The organism is Pseudomonas sp. IT-P2, from assembly GCF_949767575.1.
GTDB classification, from domain to species: domain Bacteria; phylum Pseudomonadota; class Gammaproteobacteria; order Pseudomonadales; family Pseudomonadaceae; genus Aquipseudomonas; species Aquipseudomonas pharyngis.
Genome location: NZ_CATKQA010000008.1, coordinates 37,216 through 56,733, shown reverse-complemented (window position 1 = coordinate 56,733; position 19,518 = coordinate 37,216). Strand labels below are relative to the sequence as shown.

At 63.1% G+C, this 19,518-nt stretch carries 7 protein-coding genes; 4 read left to right on the top strand and 3 right to left on the bottom strand.

Annotated elements, in window-relative coordinates:
* Nucleotides 1-3: 3 nt before the first annotated feature.
* Together ACM6JM_RS05665 and ACM6JM_RS05660 are read right to left on the bottom strand one after the other, a co-directional pair.
* A complete protein-coding gene (locus tag ACM6JM_RS05665; RefSeq protein WP_414881438.1) occupies nt 4-873 on the bottom strand; it encodes an SDR family oxidoreductase in 870 nt (289 codons plus the stop codon).
* 12 nt (nt 874-885) lie between these two features.
* A complete protein-coding gene (locus tag ACM6JM_RS05660; protein WP_414881437.1) occupies nt 886-2,676 on the bottom strand; it encodes an acyclic terpene utilization AtuA family protein in 1,791 nt (596 codons plus the stop codon).
* A gap of 194 nt (nt 2,677-2,870) precedes the next feature.
* Here ACM6JM_RS05660 and ACM6JM_RS05655 point away from each other — a divergent pair, with 194 nt between their 5' ends.
* The 3 genes from ACM6JM_RS05655 to ACM6JM_RS05645 all read left to right on the top strand — a co-directional run bounded on the left by ACM6JM_RS05655 (nt 2,871) and on the right by ACM6JM_RS05645 (nt 5,484).
* A complete protein-coding gene (locus tag ACM6JM_RS05655) occupies nt 2,871-3,494 on the top strand; it encodes a TetR/AcrR family transcriptional regulator (RefSeq protein ID WP_039770393.1) in 624 nt (207 codons plus the stop codon).
* A gap of 91 nt (nt 3,495-3,585) precedes the next feature.
* On the top strand, nt 3,586-4,383 hold the full coding sequence (locus tag ACM6JM_RS05650) for a substrate-binding periplasmic protein (protein ID WP_085647588.1): 798 nt from the start codon (nt 3,586-3,588) through the stop codon (nt 4,381-4,383).
* A gap of 87 nt (nt 4,384-4,470) precedes the next feature.
* Nucleotides 4,471-5,484: a GNAT family N-acetyltransferase gene (locus ACM6JM_RS05645; protein ID WP_414881436.1), complete on the top strand. Its 1,014-nt coding sequence runs from the start codon at nt 4,471-4,473 to the stop codon at nt 5,482-5,484.
* Nucleotides 5,485-5,556: 72 nt separating this feature from the next.
* Here ACM6JM_RS05645 and ACM6JM_RS05640 read toward each other — a convergent pair whose 3' ends face one another.
* A complete protein-coding gene (locus tag ACM6JM_RS05640) occupies nt 5,557-6,111 on the bottom strand; it encodes an RNA polymerase factor sigma-70 (protein WP_011335256.1) in 555 nt (184 codons plus the stop codon).
* Between the two features lie 379 nt (nt 6,112-6,490).
* Here ACM6JM_RS05640 and ACM6JM_RS05635 point away from each other — a divergent pair, with 379 nt between their 5' ends.
* Nucleotides 6,491-19,492 carry a non-ribosomal peptide synthetase gene (locus tag ACM6JM_RS05635; RefSeq protein ID WP_414881435.1) on the top strand — a complete coding sequence of 4,334 codons (13,002 nt, stop codon included), beginning with the start codon at nt 6,491-6,493 and terminating at the stop codon, nt 19,490-19,492.
* The last annotated feature ends 26 nt before the right edge of the window (nt 19,493-19,518 follow it).

Below are 19,518 nucleotides of genomic sequence, written 5' to 3'. Positions count from 1 at the left end.
GGCTTACTCCTGATCCTTCAAGACGTCCGGCATATAGGCCCGGTGAAAACCGTTGAAGGATTCGCTGTGGGTCGCCTTGTGCAACGGCCACGCACGACTGCCCAGACTGGCCGCGCCGTCGATGCGCAAGGTGCTGCCGCTGATGAACGCGGCAGCCGGGCTGAGCAGAAACACGATCGCCGCGCTGACTTCCGATTCGGTGCCGATGCGCTTGAGCGGCACGTGTTCGCGCAAGGTCGGGATCACCGCTTTGAACGCGCCTTCGTAAGTGTCCATGCCGCTGGAAGCGATCCACCCCGGGGCTACCGCATTCACTCGAACGCCGGCATAACCCCATTCGAACGCCGCTGTTTTGGTGAAGTTGTCCATGCCCGAACGCGCGGCGCCGGAGTGGCCCATGCCGGGCATGCCGCCCCACATGTCGGCGAGCATGTTGACGATGTTGCCGCCGTGTTTGCTCATCGACTGGTTGAACACTTCCCGGGCCATCAGGAAACCGCCGACCAGATTGGTGCGCAGTACGGTTTCGAAGCCTTTCTGATTGATCGAGGCCAGGGGCGACGGGTACTGGCCGCCGGCATTGTTGACCAGCCCGTGGATCGGGCCGTGTTCGCGGATCAGTTCGCTGACCAGTGTCTTCACCGCTTCTTCGTCACGAATATCGCAGGCCTTCCAGTGGGCGCGACCGCCATCCTCGGCAATTTCGGCGGCGACGGTCTGCAGCTTTTCCGGCTTGCGTCCGACCAGCACCACGTTGGCCCCGAGCGCCGCGAGTTCATGGGCGGTGCAACGCCCGATGCCACTGCCGCCGCCGGTGACGATGACGGTCTGACCGCTGAACAGATCAGCCCTGAAAATCGATTCGAACGCCATGGTGCCAATCCTCTAGTCGAGCTGTTCGGCGATGCTCTGCGGCACCGGGATCTGGATTTCCAGTAGTTGTTGGGCGAAGGCCTTGCCTTGCGGGTCGATACGCAGGCTCGCCACGCCACCACCACCAAGGGCGTTTTCCAGCAGGAAGTTGAGGCTGTGGGTGCCCGGCAGATACCAGCGTTCGACCCGGCCGTGAATCGGGTCGAGGACATGGCTCATCCAGTCCACGACCACCGCCGGGGTCAGCGCTTCGGCGATCCACGGAAGGTATTCGGGACGGCGCGGCATGACGCCAATATTGCTGTGATTGCCCTTGTCGCCGGAGCGCGCCACGGCCAGTTTCACCAATGGCACACTCGCGTCGGCGCGGCCCTGGGGTTTGGGCGTTTCGTGGGGCAGGGGCAGATCCTGACTGTCGAGGGCGGCGGGGACGGGCAGGGCGAGCGGGTGAGATTCGCCGGCGATGTCGATCTGCAAGGTGCAGGCGCTTTTGTCGATCAGGAACGAGAACAGCCGGATCAGCGGATACACCGTCGGCCGCCCGCCGACGATGCCGGTCAGGCCCGGAGCCATGCCGGTGGCGGCCTGGGCGATTTCCCGGGAAAACAGGATCAAAGCCTGTTTGTTCGGGTGGCGCACGGCGAGTTTGATCACCACTTCGCGGCTGTCCCGACGCTGGCCGTGAGGACCGTAGGTGGCTTCGCTGCCGAGCAGTTCGACATCGGTTTCGGTGTACGGTCCCAGGCCTTTCTGTTCGAGCATTTCCGAGGTCTTGTCGAGGATCGCCTGGCTGACGCGCCGGGCTTTCTCCACGGCATCGATGCCGGCGATCAGGCAACTGGCGGTGCAACGGAATCCGTCCGGGTACGTTGCGCTGACCTTATATTGGTCGCTGGGTGGCAAGCCTTTGGCGCCGTGGACCCGGACGGCGTTCTTGCCTTGTTGCTGGAGTTTTACCTGGCTGAAATCGCAGACCACATCGGGTAGCAGATAAGCTTGCGGATCACCGATTTCGTAGAGCATCTGCTCGCCGACGGTCAGCGGCGTGACCAGCCCGCCGGAGCCTTCGGGTTTGCTGACGATGAACTGACCGTCGGCGCTGACCTCGACGATCGGGAAACCGATGTGTTTGTAATCCGGGACGTCGCGCCAGTCGGTGAAATTACCGCCGGTGCACTGCGCGCCACATTCGATGATGTGCCCGGCCAGGGCGGCTTGCGCGAGTTTGTCGTAGTCGTGCCACGACCAGTCGAATTCATGCACCAGCGCGGCGCTGACCACTGCGCTGTCGACCACCCGGCCGGTGATGACGATGTCGGCGCCCAGGCGCAGTGCTTCGACAATGCCCGGCGCGCCGAGGTAAGCGTTGGTCGACACGCACATCGGCGGCAGCGGGGCGCCGCTGAACATTTCCGTAATGCCTTGGGAGGCGAGGTGTTTGAAGTGGGGTTGCAGGTCATCGCCCGACAGCACGGCGATTTTCAACGATACGCCGGCCTTGTCGCAGGCCGCTTGCAGCGCGGCGGCACAGGCCTTTGGATTGACCCCGCCGGCATTGCTGATAACGCGAATGTTCTGTTCGGCCAGTTGCGGCAGCAGGGGCGCGAGGACTTCGATGAAATCGCCGGCGAACCCGGCCTGCGGATCCTTCATGCGGGCGCCGGCCATGATCGACATGGTGATTTCGGCGAGGTAGTCGAAGACCAGATAATCCAGCTGTCCTGCGGCCACGAGCTGCGCGGCGGCGGTCGAGGTGTCTCCCCAGAATGCGCTGGCGCATCCGATGCGAACCGTGGTGGGCATTTTGATCTCCGACTCAGCAACCTGTGACAGAAGTGCATCGAGGCTACCAAGCAAGCGCTTGGTTTGTAAACAGCTGAAATTATCTTCTGCCCAAGCGCTTGCTTGGTCACCGCCGGCGGCTTAAATTGCCCGCGCAACCCCGCCGTTTCTGCGGCGTGCGGCGCATTTGACTGATCGACTGTAGGAGAGAACGGGTGGACGAGCAAAAAGCCCTGAGGGTCATGCGTGAACTGGTCGATGCCGGGCAGCTGACCGATCCGGACAGCGCTCGCGGCAAACTGCTGCAAGTGGCGGCCCACCTGTTCCGCAACAAAGGCTACGAGCGCACCACCGTGCGCGATCTGGCCGGTGCCGTGGGGATTCAGTCCGGCAGCATCTTTCATCACTTCAAGAGCAAGGATGAAATCCTGCGGGCGGTGATGGAAGAAACCATCCGCTACAACACCGCGCTGATGCGTGCGGCCCTGGCTGACGCGGCCGATGTGCGCGAGCGGGTGCTGGCGCTGATCCGCTGCGAATTGCAGTCGATCATGGGCGGCAGCGGCGAGGCGATGGCGGTGCTGGTGTATGAGTGGCGCTCGCTGTCCGAAGACGGTCAGACCAAAGTGCTGGCGCTGCGCGACATCTACGAAGACCTCTGGCTGCAAGTGCTGGGCGAAGCCAAAGAGGCGGGGTTCATCCGTGGCGACGTGTTCATTACCCGACGTTTTCTCACGGGCGCATTGTCCTGGACCACCACATGGTTCCGTGCCGGCGGCAGTCTGAGTCTGGATCAACTGGCCGAAGAGGCGCTGATTCTGGTGCTCGAAGAGCGCTAGGCGCTTTCTATCGGGTCGGGAAACTGGCTAACTTGGCGAAACCGCCTAGCTTGAATGCAATGATCGGTACTTTTTCGGGGAGTGGGGTGTTTTGAAGTCTTCGCCAATTCGGACGGCCGCCGGGCTGATGCTCGCAGCGCTGGCTGCATTATGGGTATTGCCTGCTCCGGCGGCGCAAGTGGTTCGGGTGGGCGCGGCGCATTTTCCGCCCTACACCATTCGCCCGGAAAATGGCGCCGACACCGGCCTGCTGCCCGAGTTGGTCGCGGCTTTGAACAGCGCTCAGAGCGACTATCGCTTCGAACTGGTGCCCACCTCGATTCCTCGCCGGTTCGGCGATTTCAAGGACAGCCGCACTGACATGGCGATCTTCGAAAACCCTGAGTGGGGCTGGAAAGACATTCCCCACATCACCGTCGACATGGGGCTTGAGGACGCAGAGATTTTCGTCGCCCAGAACAAGCCCGGTCGCCAGCAGAATTACTTCGCTGATCTCAAGGGCAAACGGCTGGCGCTGTACAGCGGCTATCACTACGAATTCGCCAACTTCAACGCCGATCCCAAGTACCTCGCTGAAACCTACAGCGCCACACTGACCTATTCCCACGACAGCAACCTGCTGATGGTCTTGCGCGGGCGTGCGGACATTGCGTTGGTCACGCGCTCGTACCTGTTCGATTACCTGCTGCGCAACGAAAAGGTGCGCGACGAGTTGCTGGTGTCCCAGCGCATCGACCAGATCTACCACCACTACGCGATTCTCAGGCCAGAGGCACCGATTACCGGCGAAGCGTTCGGCAAGCTGCTGCAAGGCCTGCGCGACAACGGGCAGATGCTGAAGATCTTCGATCCGTACAAGATTGCGGTGGTGCCGGTGCCGCATCAATGAGCTGCGGTTTTTCGCGTCCGGCCTAAATTTCCCGCCCCGGCTCACGTCCCATCGTTGAACTGTCGACGATTATCGTGAGCCCGACCCATGTCCAATCTGAATGACCTGACTGCCCTGGCCTTGCCTTCGGGCAGTCAACTGATAGCCGATGCCACTGAAAGCCGTCTGAGCCTGAGCCTGGACGGGCAACCGCTGATTCGCCTGCGCCTCGATCGTGAAGGCCGGGGGCCGATCCAGATCGATGAACGCTTTGCATTGCCACCAGGCCAGGCGCTGTGGGCCGCCTGCTATTGGCTGTTTGCCCGGGATCCGGCGCGCCAGCAATTGATCTGGCAACTGGATCAGCCGCCGACCGAAGCCTTGCTCAGCGGTTTGCTGGTGAGTACTGAAGTGGCGGGTGAATATCGCTGCGAGCGCACGCTGTTCTGGCAACTGCCGCAACCCTGGCTTGGGGCTTCGCTGACTGGCAGCTACCCGCAGCAGATGGTCATCAGCAACGGCAAACGCCATCCGCTGCGACCGGTGAAACCGAGGGGTGAGGTTTATCGGCGTTTCGATGCGCGTCTCGGTGCGTGGATTTCCCTGCGTACGGTTGAGATCGAGCAGGATCTGGCGCGTTTCAATCGCTGGCAGAACAGTCCGCGCGTCGCCAGTTTCTGGCAGGAGGAGGGCAGCCTCGAACAGCATCGCGAATACCTGAGCAAACTCGACGCCGATCCGCATACGCTGACCCTGATCGGTTGTTTCGATGATCAGCCGTTTGCCTATTTCGAAGCCTACTGGGCCAAGGAAGATCGCATCGCGCCGTTCTACGATGCCGACAATTACGATCGCGGCATTCACATGCTGGTCGGGGAAGAAGATCATCGCGGCCCGCACAAAGTGGCGAGTTGGCTGTCGGCGCTGGTGCACTACCTGTTCCTGGATGATCCGCGCACGCAGCGGGTGGTCGCCGAACCCCGTGCCGACAACGCGAGGATGATCGGCCACATGCACAACCAGTGCTTCCACTGCGAGAAGGAATTCGACTTCCCGCACAAGCGCGCGGCGCTGATGATTCTCGGTCGCGAGCGGTTCTTCGACCGGTGCACGCTGGTGTGACATTGCGCTGAAAACAAAAAAGATCGCAGCTCTTCGACGAAGGCTGCGATCTTTTTTTGCGACCGGTTTTTATCAGCGACGGTTTGCGGTCACTGCATCAGCGCGACTGCTCGAGACCTTGCGGCAGTGCACCAGCGCATCACGAATCATGAAGTTGACCAGGGTCGGCGAAACACCGAGTTCCTTGGCGATGTCCTTCTGCGGCACGCCGTGCAGACGGTACATCTCGAAGGCATAGCGGGTGCGGACCGGCAGCTCGGTCAGCGCGTCGGCGATGTGTTCCAGGGTCGAGAAATTGATGTGCGAGGTTTCCGGCGAAGCGCCCTGAATGACCACGTTCAACCCTTCCTCCTCGGGGCCGGCGTACTTCTGCTCCAGCGCCTGTTTGCGGTAGTGATCGATCGCCAGGTTGCGCACGATCTGGAACAGATAACTCAGCTGGGCCTTGATCGACGACGTGATCGGCGGTGCCGACTGCAGTCGGAAGAACGCATCCTGCACCACATCTTCGGCGCGTGACCGGCAGCCGGTAATGCGGGCTGCAATCTTGACCAGAATCAGTCGATTGTCGACGAATGCCTGAAGTAGCGGTGAATCGCACCTGCTTGTGGATACTTGTTCCGTCATGGAAATCACCTTGCTGCCAATAGGTTAGTGGGACGCCTGGGGGCGGGGCCGTCCTACATATCGAGCGACAAATTATGTTGAATGATAATGATTGTCAATTGAGAAAGAGAACTAATGATCCATAACAGTGCGATCTGAGAACTGCGACACGCCGCCGCACTCGCACAAGCGCCCAGCCCCGTTGGCGATCCAGCCTGCCGACTAATTATTTCAAGACGTCATCCGTTCTCATTGGTGAATGGCTCCGGGTGCGCAGCTCCGGACCTACCGCATTCCAATGCCTTGCACGGTCGGCGAAGACCGTGTCCCGCATGCCTTGCACGGGCATGCCGCAGTCAACCCGATTCCACCAGCAAGCCGAATTCAGGCAGGAAACCTCATGACCGACGCGTTCGAACTCCCCAGCACCCTGGTCCAAGCCCTCCAGCGCCGCGCGGCCCTGACGCCGGATCGGCTGGCCTTGCGTTTTCTCGCCGAAACCGAGGAACAGGCTGTGGTGCTCAGTTATCGCGAACTCGATCAGCGCGCGCGCACCATTGCCGCAGCGTTGCAGGCCGAGGCCGGATTCGGTGATCGCGCGGTGTTGCTGTTTCCGAGTGGCCCGGATTACGTCGCGGCATTCTTCGGTTGCCTGTACGCGGGCGTGATCGCGGTGCCGGCTTACCCGCCGGAGTCCGCCAAGCGTCACCATCAGGAACGCCTGCTGTCGATCATCGCCGACGCCGAGCCGCGCCTGCTGCTGACCAGCGCCGACCTGCGCGACGCCCTGCAGCAAATCGAAGGCGCGCCGCCGCTGTTGTGCGTCGATACCCTCGACGCTTCGCTGGCCGAGCGTTGGGTCGAGCCGGCCCTTCCGACAGACCATATTGCTTTCCTGCAATACACCTCCGGCTCCACCGCGCTGCCCAAAGGCGTGCAGGTCAGCCACGGCAATCTGGTGGCCAACGAACTGCTGATCCGCCACGGTTTCGGTATCGACGTAAACCCCGACGACGTGATCGTCAGCTGGCTGCCGCTGTACCACGACATGGGCCTGATCGGCGGTCTGCTGCAACCGATCTTCAGTGGCGTGCCGTGCATCCTGATGTCGCCGGCGTACTTTCTCGGCCGGCCGTTGCGCTGGCTTGAAGCGATCAGCCAATACGGCGGCACCATCAGCGGCGGGCCGGACTTTGCCTATCGTCTGTGCAGCGAGCGGGTCAGTGAATCGGCGCTGGAGCGTCTCGACCTGAGCCGCTGGCGCGTCGCTTATTCCGGCTCCGAGCCGATCCGTCTCGACACTCTTGAGCGCTTCGCCGAGAAATTCACCGCATGCGGTTTCAGCGAAAGCAGCTTCATGGCCTCCTACGGTCTGGCCGAAGCGACCCTGTTCGTCGCCGGCACACCGCGGGGCAAAGGGATTCCTGCACTGCGCGTCGACGATCAAGCCCTCGCACAGAACCGCGCCGAAGCGGGCGAGGGCAGCCCGATAATGAGCTGCGGCATCAGCCAGCCGGAACATGCGGTGCTGATTGTCGAGCCGAACACCCTTGAAGAACTGGCCGACAACGCCGTGGGTGAAGTCTGGGCTGCCGGCCCGAGCATCGCCCTCGGCTACTGGCGCAACCCCGAGGCCAGCGCCAAGACTTTCGTCCAGCACGCCGGCCAGACCTGGCTGCGCACCGGTGACCTGGGCTTTATTCGCGACGGTGAACTGTTCATCACCGGTCGCCTGAAAGACATGCTGATCGTGCGCGGTCACAACCTCTATCCGCAGGACCTCGAGAAGACTGTCGAGAACGAAGTGGAAGTGGTGCGCAAGGGCCGCGTTGCGGCGTTTGCGGTCAATCAGAATGGCGAGGAGGGCATCGGCATCGCGGCGGAAATCAGCCGCAGCGTGCAGAAAATCCTCCCGCCCGAAGCATTGATCAAAGCCATTCGCCAGGCCGTGGCCGAGGCGTATCAGGAAGCACCGAGCGTGGTTGTGCTGCTCAATCCGGGCGCATTGCCGAAGACTTCCAGCGGCAAGCTGCAACGTTCGGCCTGCCGCAATCGTCTGGCCGACGGCAGCCTCGACAGCTACGCGGTGTTCCCGTCGGCCACTGCGGAAATTGCTCTGGACTCGACGGCATCCGCCTCCGAACTGGAAGCGTTGATCGGCAAAGTCTGGGCCGAGCAACTCAACGTCAACCAGGTCAACGCCGACGATCATTTCTTCCTGCTCGGCGGCAACTCGATCGCCGCCGCCCAGGTGATCGCCAAGGTCCGCGAAGAACTGAGCCTGGAGCTGAACCTGCGCCTGCTGTTCGAAGCACCGACCCTGTCCGCGTTCGCCGCAGCCGTGGCACAGCAGCAACAGGACGGCGGCAGCGCCCAAGGCGAAATCACCGCACTGTCGCGCAACGAAGCCTTGCCGCAATCCCTGGCGCAAAACCGACTATGGATCACCTGGCAGCTCGATCCACAAAGCAGCGCCTACAACATTCCCGGTGCCTTGCGTCTGCGTGGTGAACTGGACGAAGACGCATTGCGCGCCAGTTTCCAGCAACTGATCGAACGCCACGAATCCCTGCGCACGCGCTTCTTCGAACGCGACGGAGTAGCGCTGCAACAGGTCGAGGCAGCGGGGGAGTTCAACCTGCAACTGATCGACATCAGCGACCTGCCGGCTAGTGAGCGTGAAGCCCGCGCACAACAGATCCGCGAAGACGAAGCCCGCACGCAGTTCGACTTGGAGAAAGGCCCGCTGCTGTGGGTGACGCTGGTGCGCCTCGAAGACGAAGATCACCAGTTGCTGGTGACCCTGCACCACATCATCGCCGACGGCTGGTCGCTGAACGTGCTGATCGACGAGTTCTCGCGCCTGTACGCCGCCGCGTCCCAAGGCCAGCGCGCGGAACTGACGCCGCTGCCAACCCAATACGCCGACTACGGTAGCTGGCAGCGCCAATTGTTGGCGCAGGGCGAGGGCGAGCGACAACTGGCGTACTGGAAAGCACAGTTGGGCGATGAGCATCCGACTCTGGAACTGGCGACCGACCATCCGCGTTCTGCCAAACAAATTCACAGCGCCGCACGCCACAGCGTTCGTCTGGGAATGAGCCTCAGCGACGCGATCCGCCAGACGGCCCAGGCTTATCAGTCCACCCCGTTCATGCTGCTGCTCTCGGCGTTCCAGAGCCTGTTGCATCGCTACAGCGGCCAGCGCGACATCCGCATCGGAGTGCCGAACGCCAACCGTCCGCGTCTGGAAGCCCAAGGCCTGATCGGCTTCTTCATCAACACTCAGGTGCTGCGTGCCGACGTCGATTCGCGTCTGCCGTTCACCGAACTGCTGGCGCAAACCCGTCAGGCGGCACTCGGTGCTCAGGCGAATCAGGATCTGCCATTCGAACAACTGCTGGAAGCCTTCCCGCAGGCCCGCGAACAAGGTCTGTTCCAGGTCATGTTCAACCACCAGCAACGCGACCTGAGTGCGCTCAAACGTCTGCCGGGCCTGCTCGCCGAAGAACTGCCGTGGCACAGCCGCGAGGCCAAGTTCGATCTGCAACTGCAGAGTGAAGAAGACCGTAACGGTCGGCTGACGCTGTCCTTCGACTATGCCGATGAGCTGTTCGACGCCGCAACCATCGAGCGCCTCGCCGAGCATTTCAGCAACCTGCTGCGTGCTGTCTGCGAAGGTCCGGACCAAGCCATCGGCGACCTGCCACTGCTGACCGCCACTGAACACACTCAGCAAAACGCGTGGAGCATTGCCCCGTGCACCCCGGCGCAACAATGGCTGCCGGAACTGCTGAATGAACAGGCCCGTCAGACCCCGGATCGCACCGCGCTGGCGTGGGACGGCGGCAGCCTGGACTTCGCCGAACTGCACGCCCAGGCCAACCGTCTCGCCCATTACCTGCGCGACAAGGGCGTCGGCCCGGACGTGTGCGTGGCCATCGCCGCCGAGCGTTCGCCGCAACTGCTGATCGGCCTGCTGGCGATCATCAAGGCCGGTGGCGCCTACGTGCCGCTGGACCCGGATTACCCGGCCGATCGTCTGGCCTACATGCTCAGCGACAGCGGCGTCGAACTGCTGCTGACCCAGACGGCATTGCTCGACCGCTTGCCGGCCAGCGAAGGCGTCAGCGTGATCGCCATGGACACCCTGCACCTGGAGAACTGGCCGAGCCAGGCACCGGGTCTGCATCTGCACGGCGACAATCTCGTCTACGTGATTTACACCTCCGGCTCCACCGGGCAGCCGAAAGGTGTGGGCAACACGCATGCGGCGCTGGCCGAACGTCTGCAATGGATGCAGAACACTTATCGCCTGAACGACACCGACGTGCTGATGCAAAAGGCGCCGATCAGTTTCGACGTGTCGGTGTGGGAATGCTTTTGGCCGCTGATCACTGGCGCGCGTCTGCTGATCGCCGGCCCGGGCGAGCACCGCGATCCGCATCGCATTGCGCAATTGGTTCAGCAGTACGGCGTGACCACGCTGCACTTCGTGCCGCCGCTGCTTTCGCTGTTCATCGACGAACCGTTGAGTGCCGAATGCACCAGCCTGCGCCGCGTGTTCTCCGGCGGTGAAGCGCTGCCGGCGGAACTGCGCAACCGCGTGCTGGCGCAACTGCCGGCGGTGCAGCTGCACAATCGTTACGGCCCGACCGAAACCGCGATCAACGTTACTCACTGGCATTGCAGCGTGGCGGATGGCGAGCGTTCGCCGATTGGCCGTCCGCTGGGCAACGTCGTTTGCCGGGTGCTCGACAGCGATCTCAATCCAGTGCCGGCCGGTGTGCCGGGTGAACTGTGCATCAGCGGCATCGGTCTGGCTCGTGGTTACCTCGGCCGTCCGGCGCTGACGGCCGAGCGTTTCGTGGTCGATCCGCTGGGCGAGCAGGGCGCGCGTCTGTACCGCACCGGTGACCGCGCACTCTGGACGAACGATGGCGTGATCGAATACCTCGGCCGTCTCGATCAGCAGATCAAACTGCGTGGCTTCCGCGTCGAGCCGGAAGAAATCGAAGCCCGTTTGCTCACTCAGGATGGCGTCGCCCAGGCCGCCGTGCTGGTGCGCGAAACCGTCGCCGGCCCGCAACTGATCGGCTACTTCACCGCCACTGATGCCAGTGAAGATCAGGACGGGCAAATCGCTCGCCTGAAAACCGCACTGTCCGCCGAGCTGCCGGAATACATGGTCCCGGCGCAACTGATGCGCCTGGACGCCATGCCCCTGAGCCCGAGCGGTAAACTCGACCGCCGCGCCTTGCCCGAGCCGCAATGGCAGGTGCGCGAACACGTCGAGCCGGTTACCGAGCTGGAACAACAAATCGCCGCGATCTGGCGTGAAGTGCTGGGCTTGAAACAGGTCGGCCTGCGCGACGACTTCTTCGCCCTCGGCGGTCACTCGCTGCTGGCCACGCAAATCATCTCCCGCACCCGTCAGGCCTGTGACGTCGAGCTGCCGTTGCGTGCCTTGTTCGAACACAGCGAGCTCGGTGATTTTGCCGAGCAGATCCGCCAGATCCAGGCCAGCGGTCGCACCAACAAACAGCCGCCGATCAACAAGGTTGATCGCAGCCAACCGGTGCCGCTGTCCTACTCGCAACAGCGCATGTGGTTCCTCTGGCAGATGGAGCCGGACAGCCCGGCGTACAACGTCGGCGGCATGGCGCGCCTGCGGGGCGTGCTGGATGTCGGGCGTTTCGAGGCGGCGCTGCAAGCGTTGATCTTGCGTCACGAAACCCTGCGTACCACGTTCCCGAGCATCGACGGCGTGGCCCGTCAGCAGGTGCATGGCGAGACCGGCGTGCGCATGGACTGGAAGGATTTCTCGAAACTCGCCGCCGACGTGCGCGAGCAGAAAGTCCAGCAACTGGCCGACGACGAAGCGCACTTGCCGTTCGATCTGGAAACCGGTCCGCTGCTGCGCGCCTGTCTGGTCAAGACCGCCGAGCAGGAGCATTACTTCGTCCTGACCCTGCACCACATCGTCACTGAAGGCTGGGCGATGGACATCTTCGCCCGTGAACTCAGCGCACTGTACGAAGCGTTCGTCGATGACCGCGAATCGCCGCTGGAACCGCTGCCTGTGCAGTACCTCGACTACAGCGTGTGGCAGCGCAACTGGCTGGAGTCCGGCGAGCGTCAGCGTCAGCTTGACTACTGGACCGCGCAACTGGGCCGCGAACATCCGCTGCTGGAACTGCCGGGCAACCGTCCGCGTCCGCCGGTGCAAAGTCACCAGGGCGAGCTGTTCCGTTTCGACCTCAGCGACGATCTCGCCGCGCGGGTGCGGGCCTTCAACGCGCAGAACGGTCTGACCCTGTTCATGACCATGACTGCTGCACTCGCGACCTTGCTTTACCGCTACAGCGGCCAGACCGATCTGCGCATCGGCGCACCGGTGGCCAACCGTATCCGCCCGGAAAGCGAAGGCTTGATCGGTGCGTTCCTCAACACGCAGGTGCTGCGTTGCCAGCTCGACGGCCAGATGTCGGTCGGCGAATTGTTCGAGCAGGTGCGCCACACCGTGATCGAAGGTCAGTCCCATCAGGACCTGCCGTTCGACCATCTGGTTGAAGCGTTGCAGCCACCGCGCAGTGCCGCGTACAACCCGTTGTTCCAGGTGATGTGCAACGTGCAGCGCTGGGAGTTCCAGCAGAGCCGCATGCTCGCCGGCATGACCGTCGAGTACCTTGCCAACGATGCGCGGGCGACCAAGTTTGACCTCAACCTGGAAGTCACCGACCTCGACCATCGCCTTGGTTGCTGCCTGACCTACAGCACTGACTTGTTCGACGAGCCGACGATTGCGCGCATGGCCAAGCACTGGCGCAACCTGCTGGAAGCGCTGATCGCCGACCCGCAGCAACGCCTCAGCGAATTGCCACTGCTCGATGCGCCTGAGCAACAGCAATTGCTCGACAGCCTTGGCGTCGAGCCGGGCGAGCGTCGTCTCGACCAGTGCATTCATCACCTGTTCGCCGAGCAGGCGCTGGCGCGCAAAGATGCGCCGGCCCTGACCTTTGCCGGGCAGACCCTGAGCTACTCCGAACTCGACGCCCGCGCCAACCGTCTGGCCTGGGCCCTGCGTGAGCGCGGTGTCGGCCCGCAAGTGCGGGTCGGTCTGGCGCTGGAGCGTTCGCTGGAAATGGTCGTCGGTCTGTTGGCGATCCTCAAGGCTGGCGGCGCCTACGTGCCGCTGGACCCGGAATACCCGCTCGACCGTCTGCACTACATGATTGAAGACAGCCGCGTCGGCCTGCTGCTCAGTGACCGGGCGATGTTCAAAGCCCTCGGCAAACTGCCGTCGAACGTGGCGCGCTGGTGCCTGGAGGATGACAGCGCCGCGCTGGCCGATTACCCGGCCACCGAGCTGGCCTTTATCAGCCTGCCGCAGCATCAGGCTTATCTGATTTATACCTCGGGTTCCACCGGCAAGCCGAAAGGCGTGGTGGTGTCCCACGGTGAAATCGCCATGCACTGCCAGGCGGTGATCGAACGCTTCGGCATGCGTCCGGACGACTGCGAACTGCACTTCTATTCGATCAACTTCGACGCCGCCACCGAGCGTCTGCTGGTGCCGCTGCTCAGCGGTGCGCAGTTGGTGCTGCGTGCGCAAGGTCAGTGGGACGCGGAAGAAATCTGCGGCCTGATCCGTGAACACCGGATCAATATTCTCGGTTTCACCCCGAGCTACGGCAGCCAGTTGGCACAATTCCTCGCGACGCAAAACGAGGTTTTGCCGGTGCGGATGATCATCACCGGCGGCGAAGCACTGACTGGCGAACACCTGCAACGGATTCGCGCAGCGTTCAAGCCGAGTCTGTTCTTCAACGCTTACGGCCCCACCGAAACCGTGGTCATGCCGCTGGCCAGCCTTGCGCCGGAAGTGCTGGAAGAGGGCGCCGGCAGTGTGCCGATCGGTAGCGTGATCGGTGAACGCGTGGCCTACATTCTCGACGCCGATCTGGCCCTGGTGCCGCAAGGCGCGACCGGTGAATTGTTCGTCGGCGGAGCCGGTCTGGCGGTGGGGTATCACGAGCGTGCAGGCATCACTGCCGAACGTTTCGTCGCCGACCCGTTTGCCGCCGCTGGCGGGCGCATGTACCGCACCGGCGACCTGGTGCGCCAGCGCGCCGACGGTCTGGTGGAATACCTGGGGCGGATCGACCATCAGGTGAAGATCCGTGGTTTTCGCATCGAGCTGGGCGAGATCGAAACTCGCCTGCTCGATCACGACTCGATCCGCGAAGCCGTCGTGCTGGCGCTGGATGCCCCGAGCGGCAAGCAACTGGTCGGCTATCTCGTGACCGAGGTCGCTTCGCGAAGCGAAGCCGAGCAGGCCGAACTGCGCGACGCGCTGAAGGCGCACCTGAAGACGCAATTGCCGGATTACATGGTGCCGACGCATCTGATTCTGCTGGCGAGCATGCCGCTGACCGCCAACGGCAAGCTCGATCGCCGCGCCTTGCCGGCGCCGGATCCGGAGCTCAATCGTCAGGATTACGTGGCGCCGAGCAACGAGCTGGAGCAGACCCTGGCGCAGATCTGGTGCGAGGTGCTCAACGTCGAGCAGGTCGGTCTCAACGACAACTTCTTCGAGCTGGGCGGCGACTCGATCCTGTCGATTCAAGTGGTCAGCCGGGCGCGCCAGCAGGGCATTCACTTCAGCCCCCGCGATCTGTTCCAGCATCAGACCGTGCAGACCCTGGCCGCTGTTGCCAGCCGCAGTGAAGCCGTGACCGCCGAGCAAGGTCTGGTGACGGGCGAATCGCGTCTGACCCCGATCCAGCACTGGTTCTTCGACACCGAGATTCCCGAGCGTCAGCACTGGAACCAGGCGTTGCTGCTGGAGCCGACGGTGGCGCTGGAACCGCACCGTCTGGAACAGGCGTTGCTGGCCGTGATCGAGCAGCACGATGCCCTGCGTCTGCGCTTCAGCGAGGTCAACGGCGCATGGCAGGCGACCCATCAACCGGTGACCGATGCCGCCGTGCTGTGGCAGGTTCGCGTGCCGTCGATGGACAAGTGCGCGGCGCTGTTCGCCGATGCCCAGCGCAGCCTCGACCTTGCCCAGGGCCCGCTGCTGCGCGCAGTTTTGGTCGATGGGCCGGACGCTCAGCAACGGCTGTTCATCGCGATCCATCACCTGGTGGTCGACGGTGTGTCGTGGCGCGTTCTGCTCGACGATCTGCAAACCGTGTATCGCCAGCTCGACGCCGATCAGTCGGTGAAACTGCCGGCGAAAACCAGCGCCTTCAAAGACTGGGCGGCGCGCTTGCAGGCTTACGCCGGCAGCGAATCCCTGCGTGAAGAACTGAGCTGGTGGCAAGCGCAGCTGGCCGGTCCGACTGCCGATTTGCCGTGCGAACGTCCTGAGGGCGGACGCGAGAATCGCCATGCCCAAACCGTCAGCGTGCGTCTGGATGCCGAGCGCACCAAGCAACTGCTGCAACAGGCACCGAGCGCCTATCGCACGCAGGTCAACGACCTGTTGCTGACTGCGCTGGCCCGCGTGCTGTGCCGCTGGAGCGGTCAGCCGTCGGCACTGATTCAACTGGAAGGCCACGGCCGCGAAACCCTGTTCGACGAGATCGACCTGACCCGCACCGTCGGCTGGTTCACCAGCGCTTATCCGCTGCGCCTGACCCCGCACAATATCGAAGAGGCTGCGGGGCAGGGCGCTTCGATCAAGGCGATCAAGGAGCAACTGCGCGCCGTGCCGCACAAAGGTCTCGGTTATGGCGTGCTGCGTTATCTGGCCGATGACGCCAGCCGTCAGAGCATGGCGGCGTTGCCGAATGCGCCGATTACCTTCAACTACCTCGGCCAGTTCGACCAGAGTTTCGGCAGCAACGCGCTGTTCCGGCCACTGGATGAGTCGGTCGGCGCCGCCCACGATCCGCACGCACCGTTGCCGAACGAGTTGAGTGTCGACAGTCAGGTGTATGGCGGGGAACTGCTGCTGCGCTGGACCTTCAGCGCCGAACGCTACGACGCGCAGACCATCAACGAGCTGGCCGATGCCTACGTCGGCGAGTTGCAGAGCCTGATCGAACATTGCCTGCAGGACGAGGCCGGTGGCCTGACGCCGTCGGACTTCCCGCTGGCGAAACTGACCCAGGCGCAACTTGACGCACTGCCGGTGCCGGCGGCGCATATTGAAGACGTGTACCCGCTGACGCCGATGCAAGAAGGCATGCTGTTGCACACCTTGCTCGAGCCGGGCACCGGTCTGTACTACATGCAGGATCGCTACCGGATCAACAGCGAACTCGATCCCGAGCGTTTCGCCCAGGCGTGGCAAGCGGTGGTCGCCCGTCACGAAGCGCTCCGTGCCTCGTTCTGCTGGAACGTCGGCGAAGACATGCTGCAAGTGATTCATACGCCGGGGCGCACGCCGATCGAGTACCTGGACTGGAGCGCCATCGCTGACGCCGAGCAAGAGCCGAAACTGCAAGCGCTGCTCAAGGCCGAGCGCGAGGCCGGGTTCGATCTGCTCAATCAGGCACCGTTCCACCTGCGTCTGATCAAGGTCGGCGCGGCGCGTTACTGGTTCATGATGAGCAACCACCACATCCTCATCGATGCCTGGTGCCGCTCGCTGCTGATGAACGATTTCTTCGAGATCTACACGGCCCTCGGCGAAGGTCGCGAAGCACAATTGGCGGTGCCGCCGCGTTATCGCGATTACATCGGCTGGCTGCAACGCCAGAGCCTGGCCGAAGCGCGTCAGTGGTGGCAGCAGAACCTGCAAGGGTTCGAGCGCACCACGCCGATCCCGAGCGACCGTCCGTTCCTGCGTGAACACGCCGGCGAAAGCGGCGGCATGATCGTCGGTGACCGCTACACCCGACTGAATGTCGAGGACGGCGCCCGTCTGCGTGAGCTGGCCCAGGCCCATCAACTGACCATCAACACCTTCGCCCAGGCGGCGTGGGCACTGGTGCTGCGCCGCATGAGCGGTGATCGCGACGTGCTGTTCGGCGTGACCGTGGCCGGACGCCCGGTGGAGATGCCGGAGATGCAACGCACCGTCGGCCTGTTCATCAACAGCATCGCGCTGCGGGTGCAGATCCCGGCGGACGATCAGCGTGTCAGCGTGCGCCAGTGGTTGAGCGGTCTGCTCGACAGCAACATGCAACTGCGCGAGTACGAATACCTGCCGCTGGTGAACATTCAGGAGCAGAGCGAACTGCCGAAAGGCCAGCCGCTGTTCGACAGCCTGTTCGTGTTCGAAAACGCCCCGGTGGAAGTCTCGGTGCTGGACCGTGCGCAGAGCCTCAATGCGACCTCGGACTCGGGCCGTACCCACACCAACTTCCCGCTGACCGCCGTGTGCTATCCGGGTGATGACCTCGGTCTGCATCTGTCCTACGACCAGCGTTACTTCGACGAGTCGACCATCGAGCGCATGCTCGGCGAGTTCAAGCGTCTGCTGCTGGCGCTGGTCGATGGCTTCCATGGCGACATGGCCGACCTGCCGCTGCTGGGCTTTGATGAGCAGGAATTCCTGCTCCACGGTTGCAACCAGAGTGAGCACGACTATCCGCTGGAACAGAGCTACGTCGAGCTGTTCGAAGCGCAGGTCGCACAACATCCGCAACGCATTGCCGCCAGTTGCCTCGATCAGCAACTGAGCTATGCCGAGCTGAACCAGAACGCCAACCGTCTCGGCCATGCATTGGTCGCGGCCGGGGTGCAGATGGATCAACCGGTGGCGTTGCTGGGCGAACGTAATCTGGATCTGCTGGGCATGATCATCGGCAGCTTCAAGGCCGGTGCCGGTTACCTGCCACTGGATCCGGGTCTGCCGAGCCAGCGTCTGCAACGCATTATCGAGCTCAGTCGCACTCCTGTTTTGGTGTGCACCGAGGCTTGCCGTGAACAGGCGACGACCTTGCTCGATGAGTTCAGCTGCGCCAACCGTCCACGCCTGCTGGTGTGGGAAGAGGTTCAGGCCGGTGCGGTATCATCGGCGAATCCGGGCATCTTCAGTGGCCCGGATAATCTGGCCTACGTGATCTACACCTCGGGCTCCACCGGGTTGCCGAAAGGCGTGATGGTCGAGCAGCGAGGCATGCTCAACAACCAGTTGAGCAAGGTGCCGTACCTGAACCTGAGCGACACCGATGTGATCGCCCAGACCGCTTCGCAAAGTTTCGACATTTCGGTCTGGCAATTCCTCGCCGCGCCGCTGTTCGGGGCGCGGGTGGACATCGTGCCGAACATCATCGCCCACGATCCGCAAGGCTTGCTGGTGCATGTGCAACAGCAGGGCATCACCGTGCTGGAAAGCGTACCGTCGCTGATCCAGGGCATGCTCGCTTCGGATCGTCTGAGCCTCGACGGTCTCCGCTGGATGTTGCCGACCGGTGAAGCAATGCCGCCGGAACTGGCGCACCAATGGCTGCTGCGTTATCCGCAGATAGGTCTGGTCAACGCCTATGGCCCGGCGGAGTGCTCGGACGACGTGGCGTTCTTCCGCGTCGACCTGGCCTCGACTCGCGGCAGTTACCTGCCGATCGGTACGCCGACCGACAACAACTTGCTGTACCTGCTCGATGGCGCGCTGGATCTGGTGCCGTTGGGTGCGGTGGGCGAGTTGTGCGTGGCGGGCACCGGGGTCGGTCGTGGTTATGTCAGCGATCCGATGCGCACCGCGCCGGTGTTTGTGCCGAGTCCGTTCGGTGCGCCGGGCGAGCGGCTGTATCGCACCGGTGACCTGGCGCGCCGCCGCAGTGACGGGGTGCTGGAGTACGTCGGTCGGGTCGACCATCAAGTGAAGATCCGCGGTTACCGGATCGAACTGGGTGAAATCGAGGCGCGTCTGCACGAGCAACCGGAAGTCCGAGACGGGGCAGTCGGCGTGCAGGAAGGCGTCAACGGCAAGCATCTGGTCGGCTATCTGGTGGCCGCAGATTCTGCACTGAACCAAAGCGAACGCCTGGAGCGGATCAAGCAGCGCCTGCGCGCCGAACTGCCGGAATACATGGTGCCCCTGCACTGGTTGTGGCTCGACCGCTTGCCGCTCAACGCCAACGGCAAACTCGATCGCAAGGCCTTGCCGGCGCTGGAGATCGGCCAGTTGCAGAGCCAGGATTACCTGGCGCCGCGCAGCGAACTGGAACACACCCTGGCCGATATCTGGGCCGAGGTGCTGAAGGTCGAGAAGGTCGGGGTACGCGACAACTTCTTCGAACTCGGTGGCCACTCGTTGCTGGCCACGCAGATTGCCTCGCGGGTGCAGAAAGCCTTGCAGCGGGATGTGCCGCTGCGAGCGATGTTCGAGTGCAGCACCGTGGAGGAACTGGCCGGGTACATCGAAGGACTGGCGGCCAGCGACATTACCGAGGAGAAGGTTGATCGCCTGAATGATCTGATGGCGGAGCTGGAAGGGCTGTAAAGCACAGCCCGCGGCAATGGCTACCG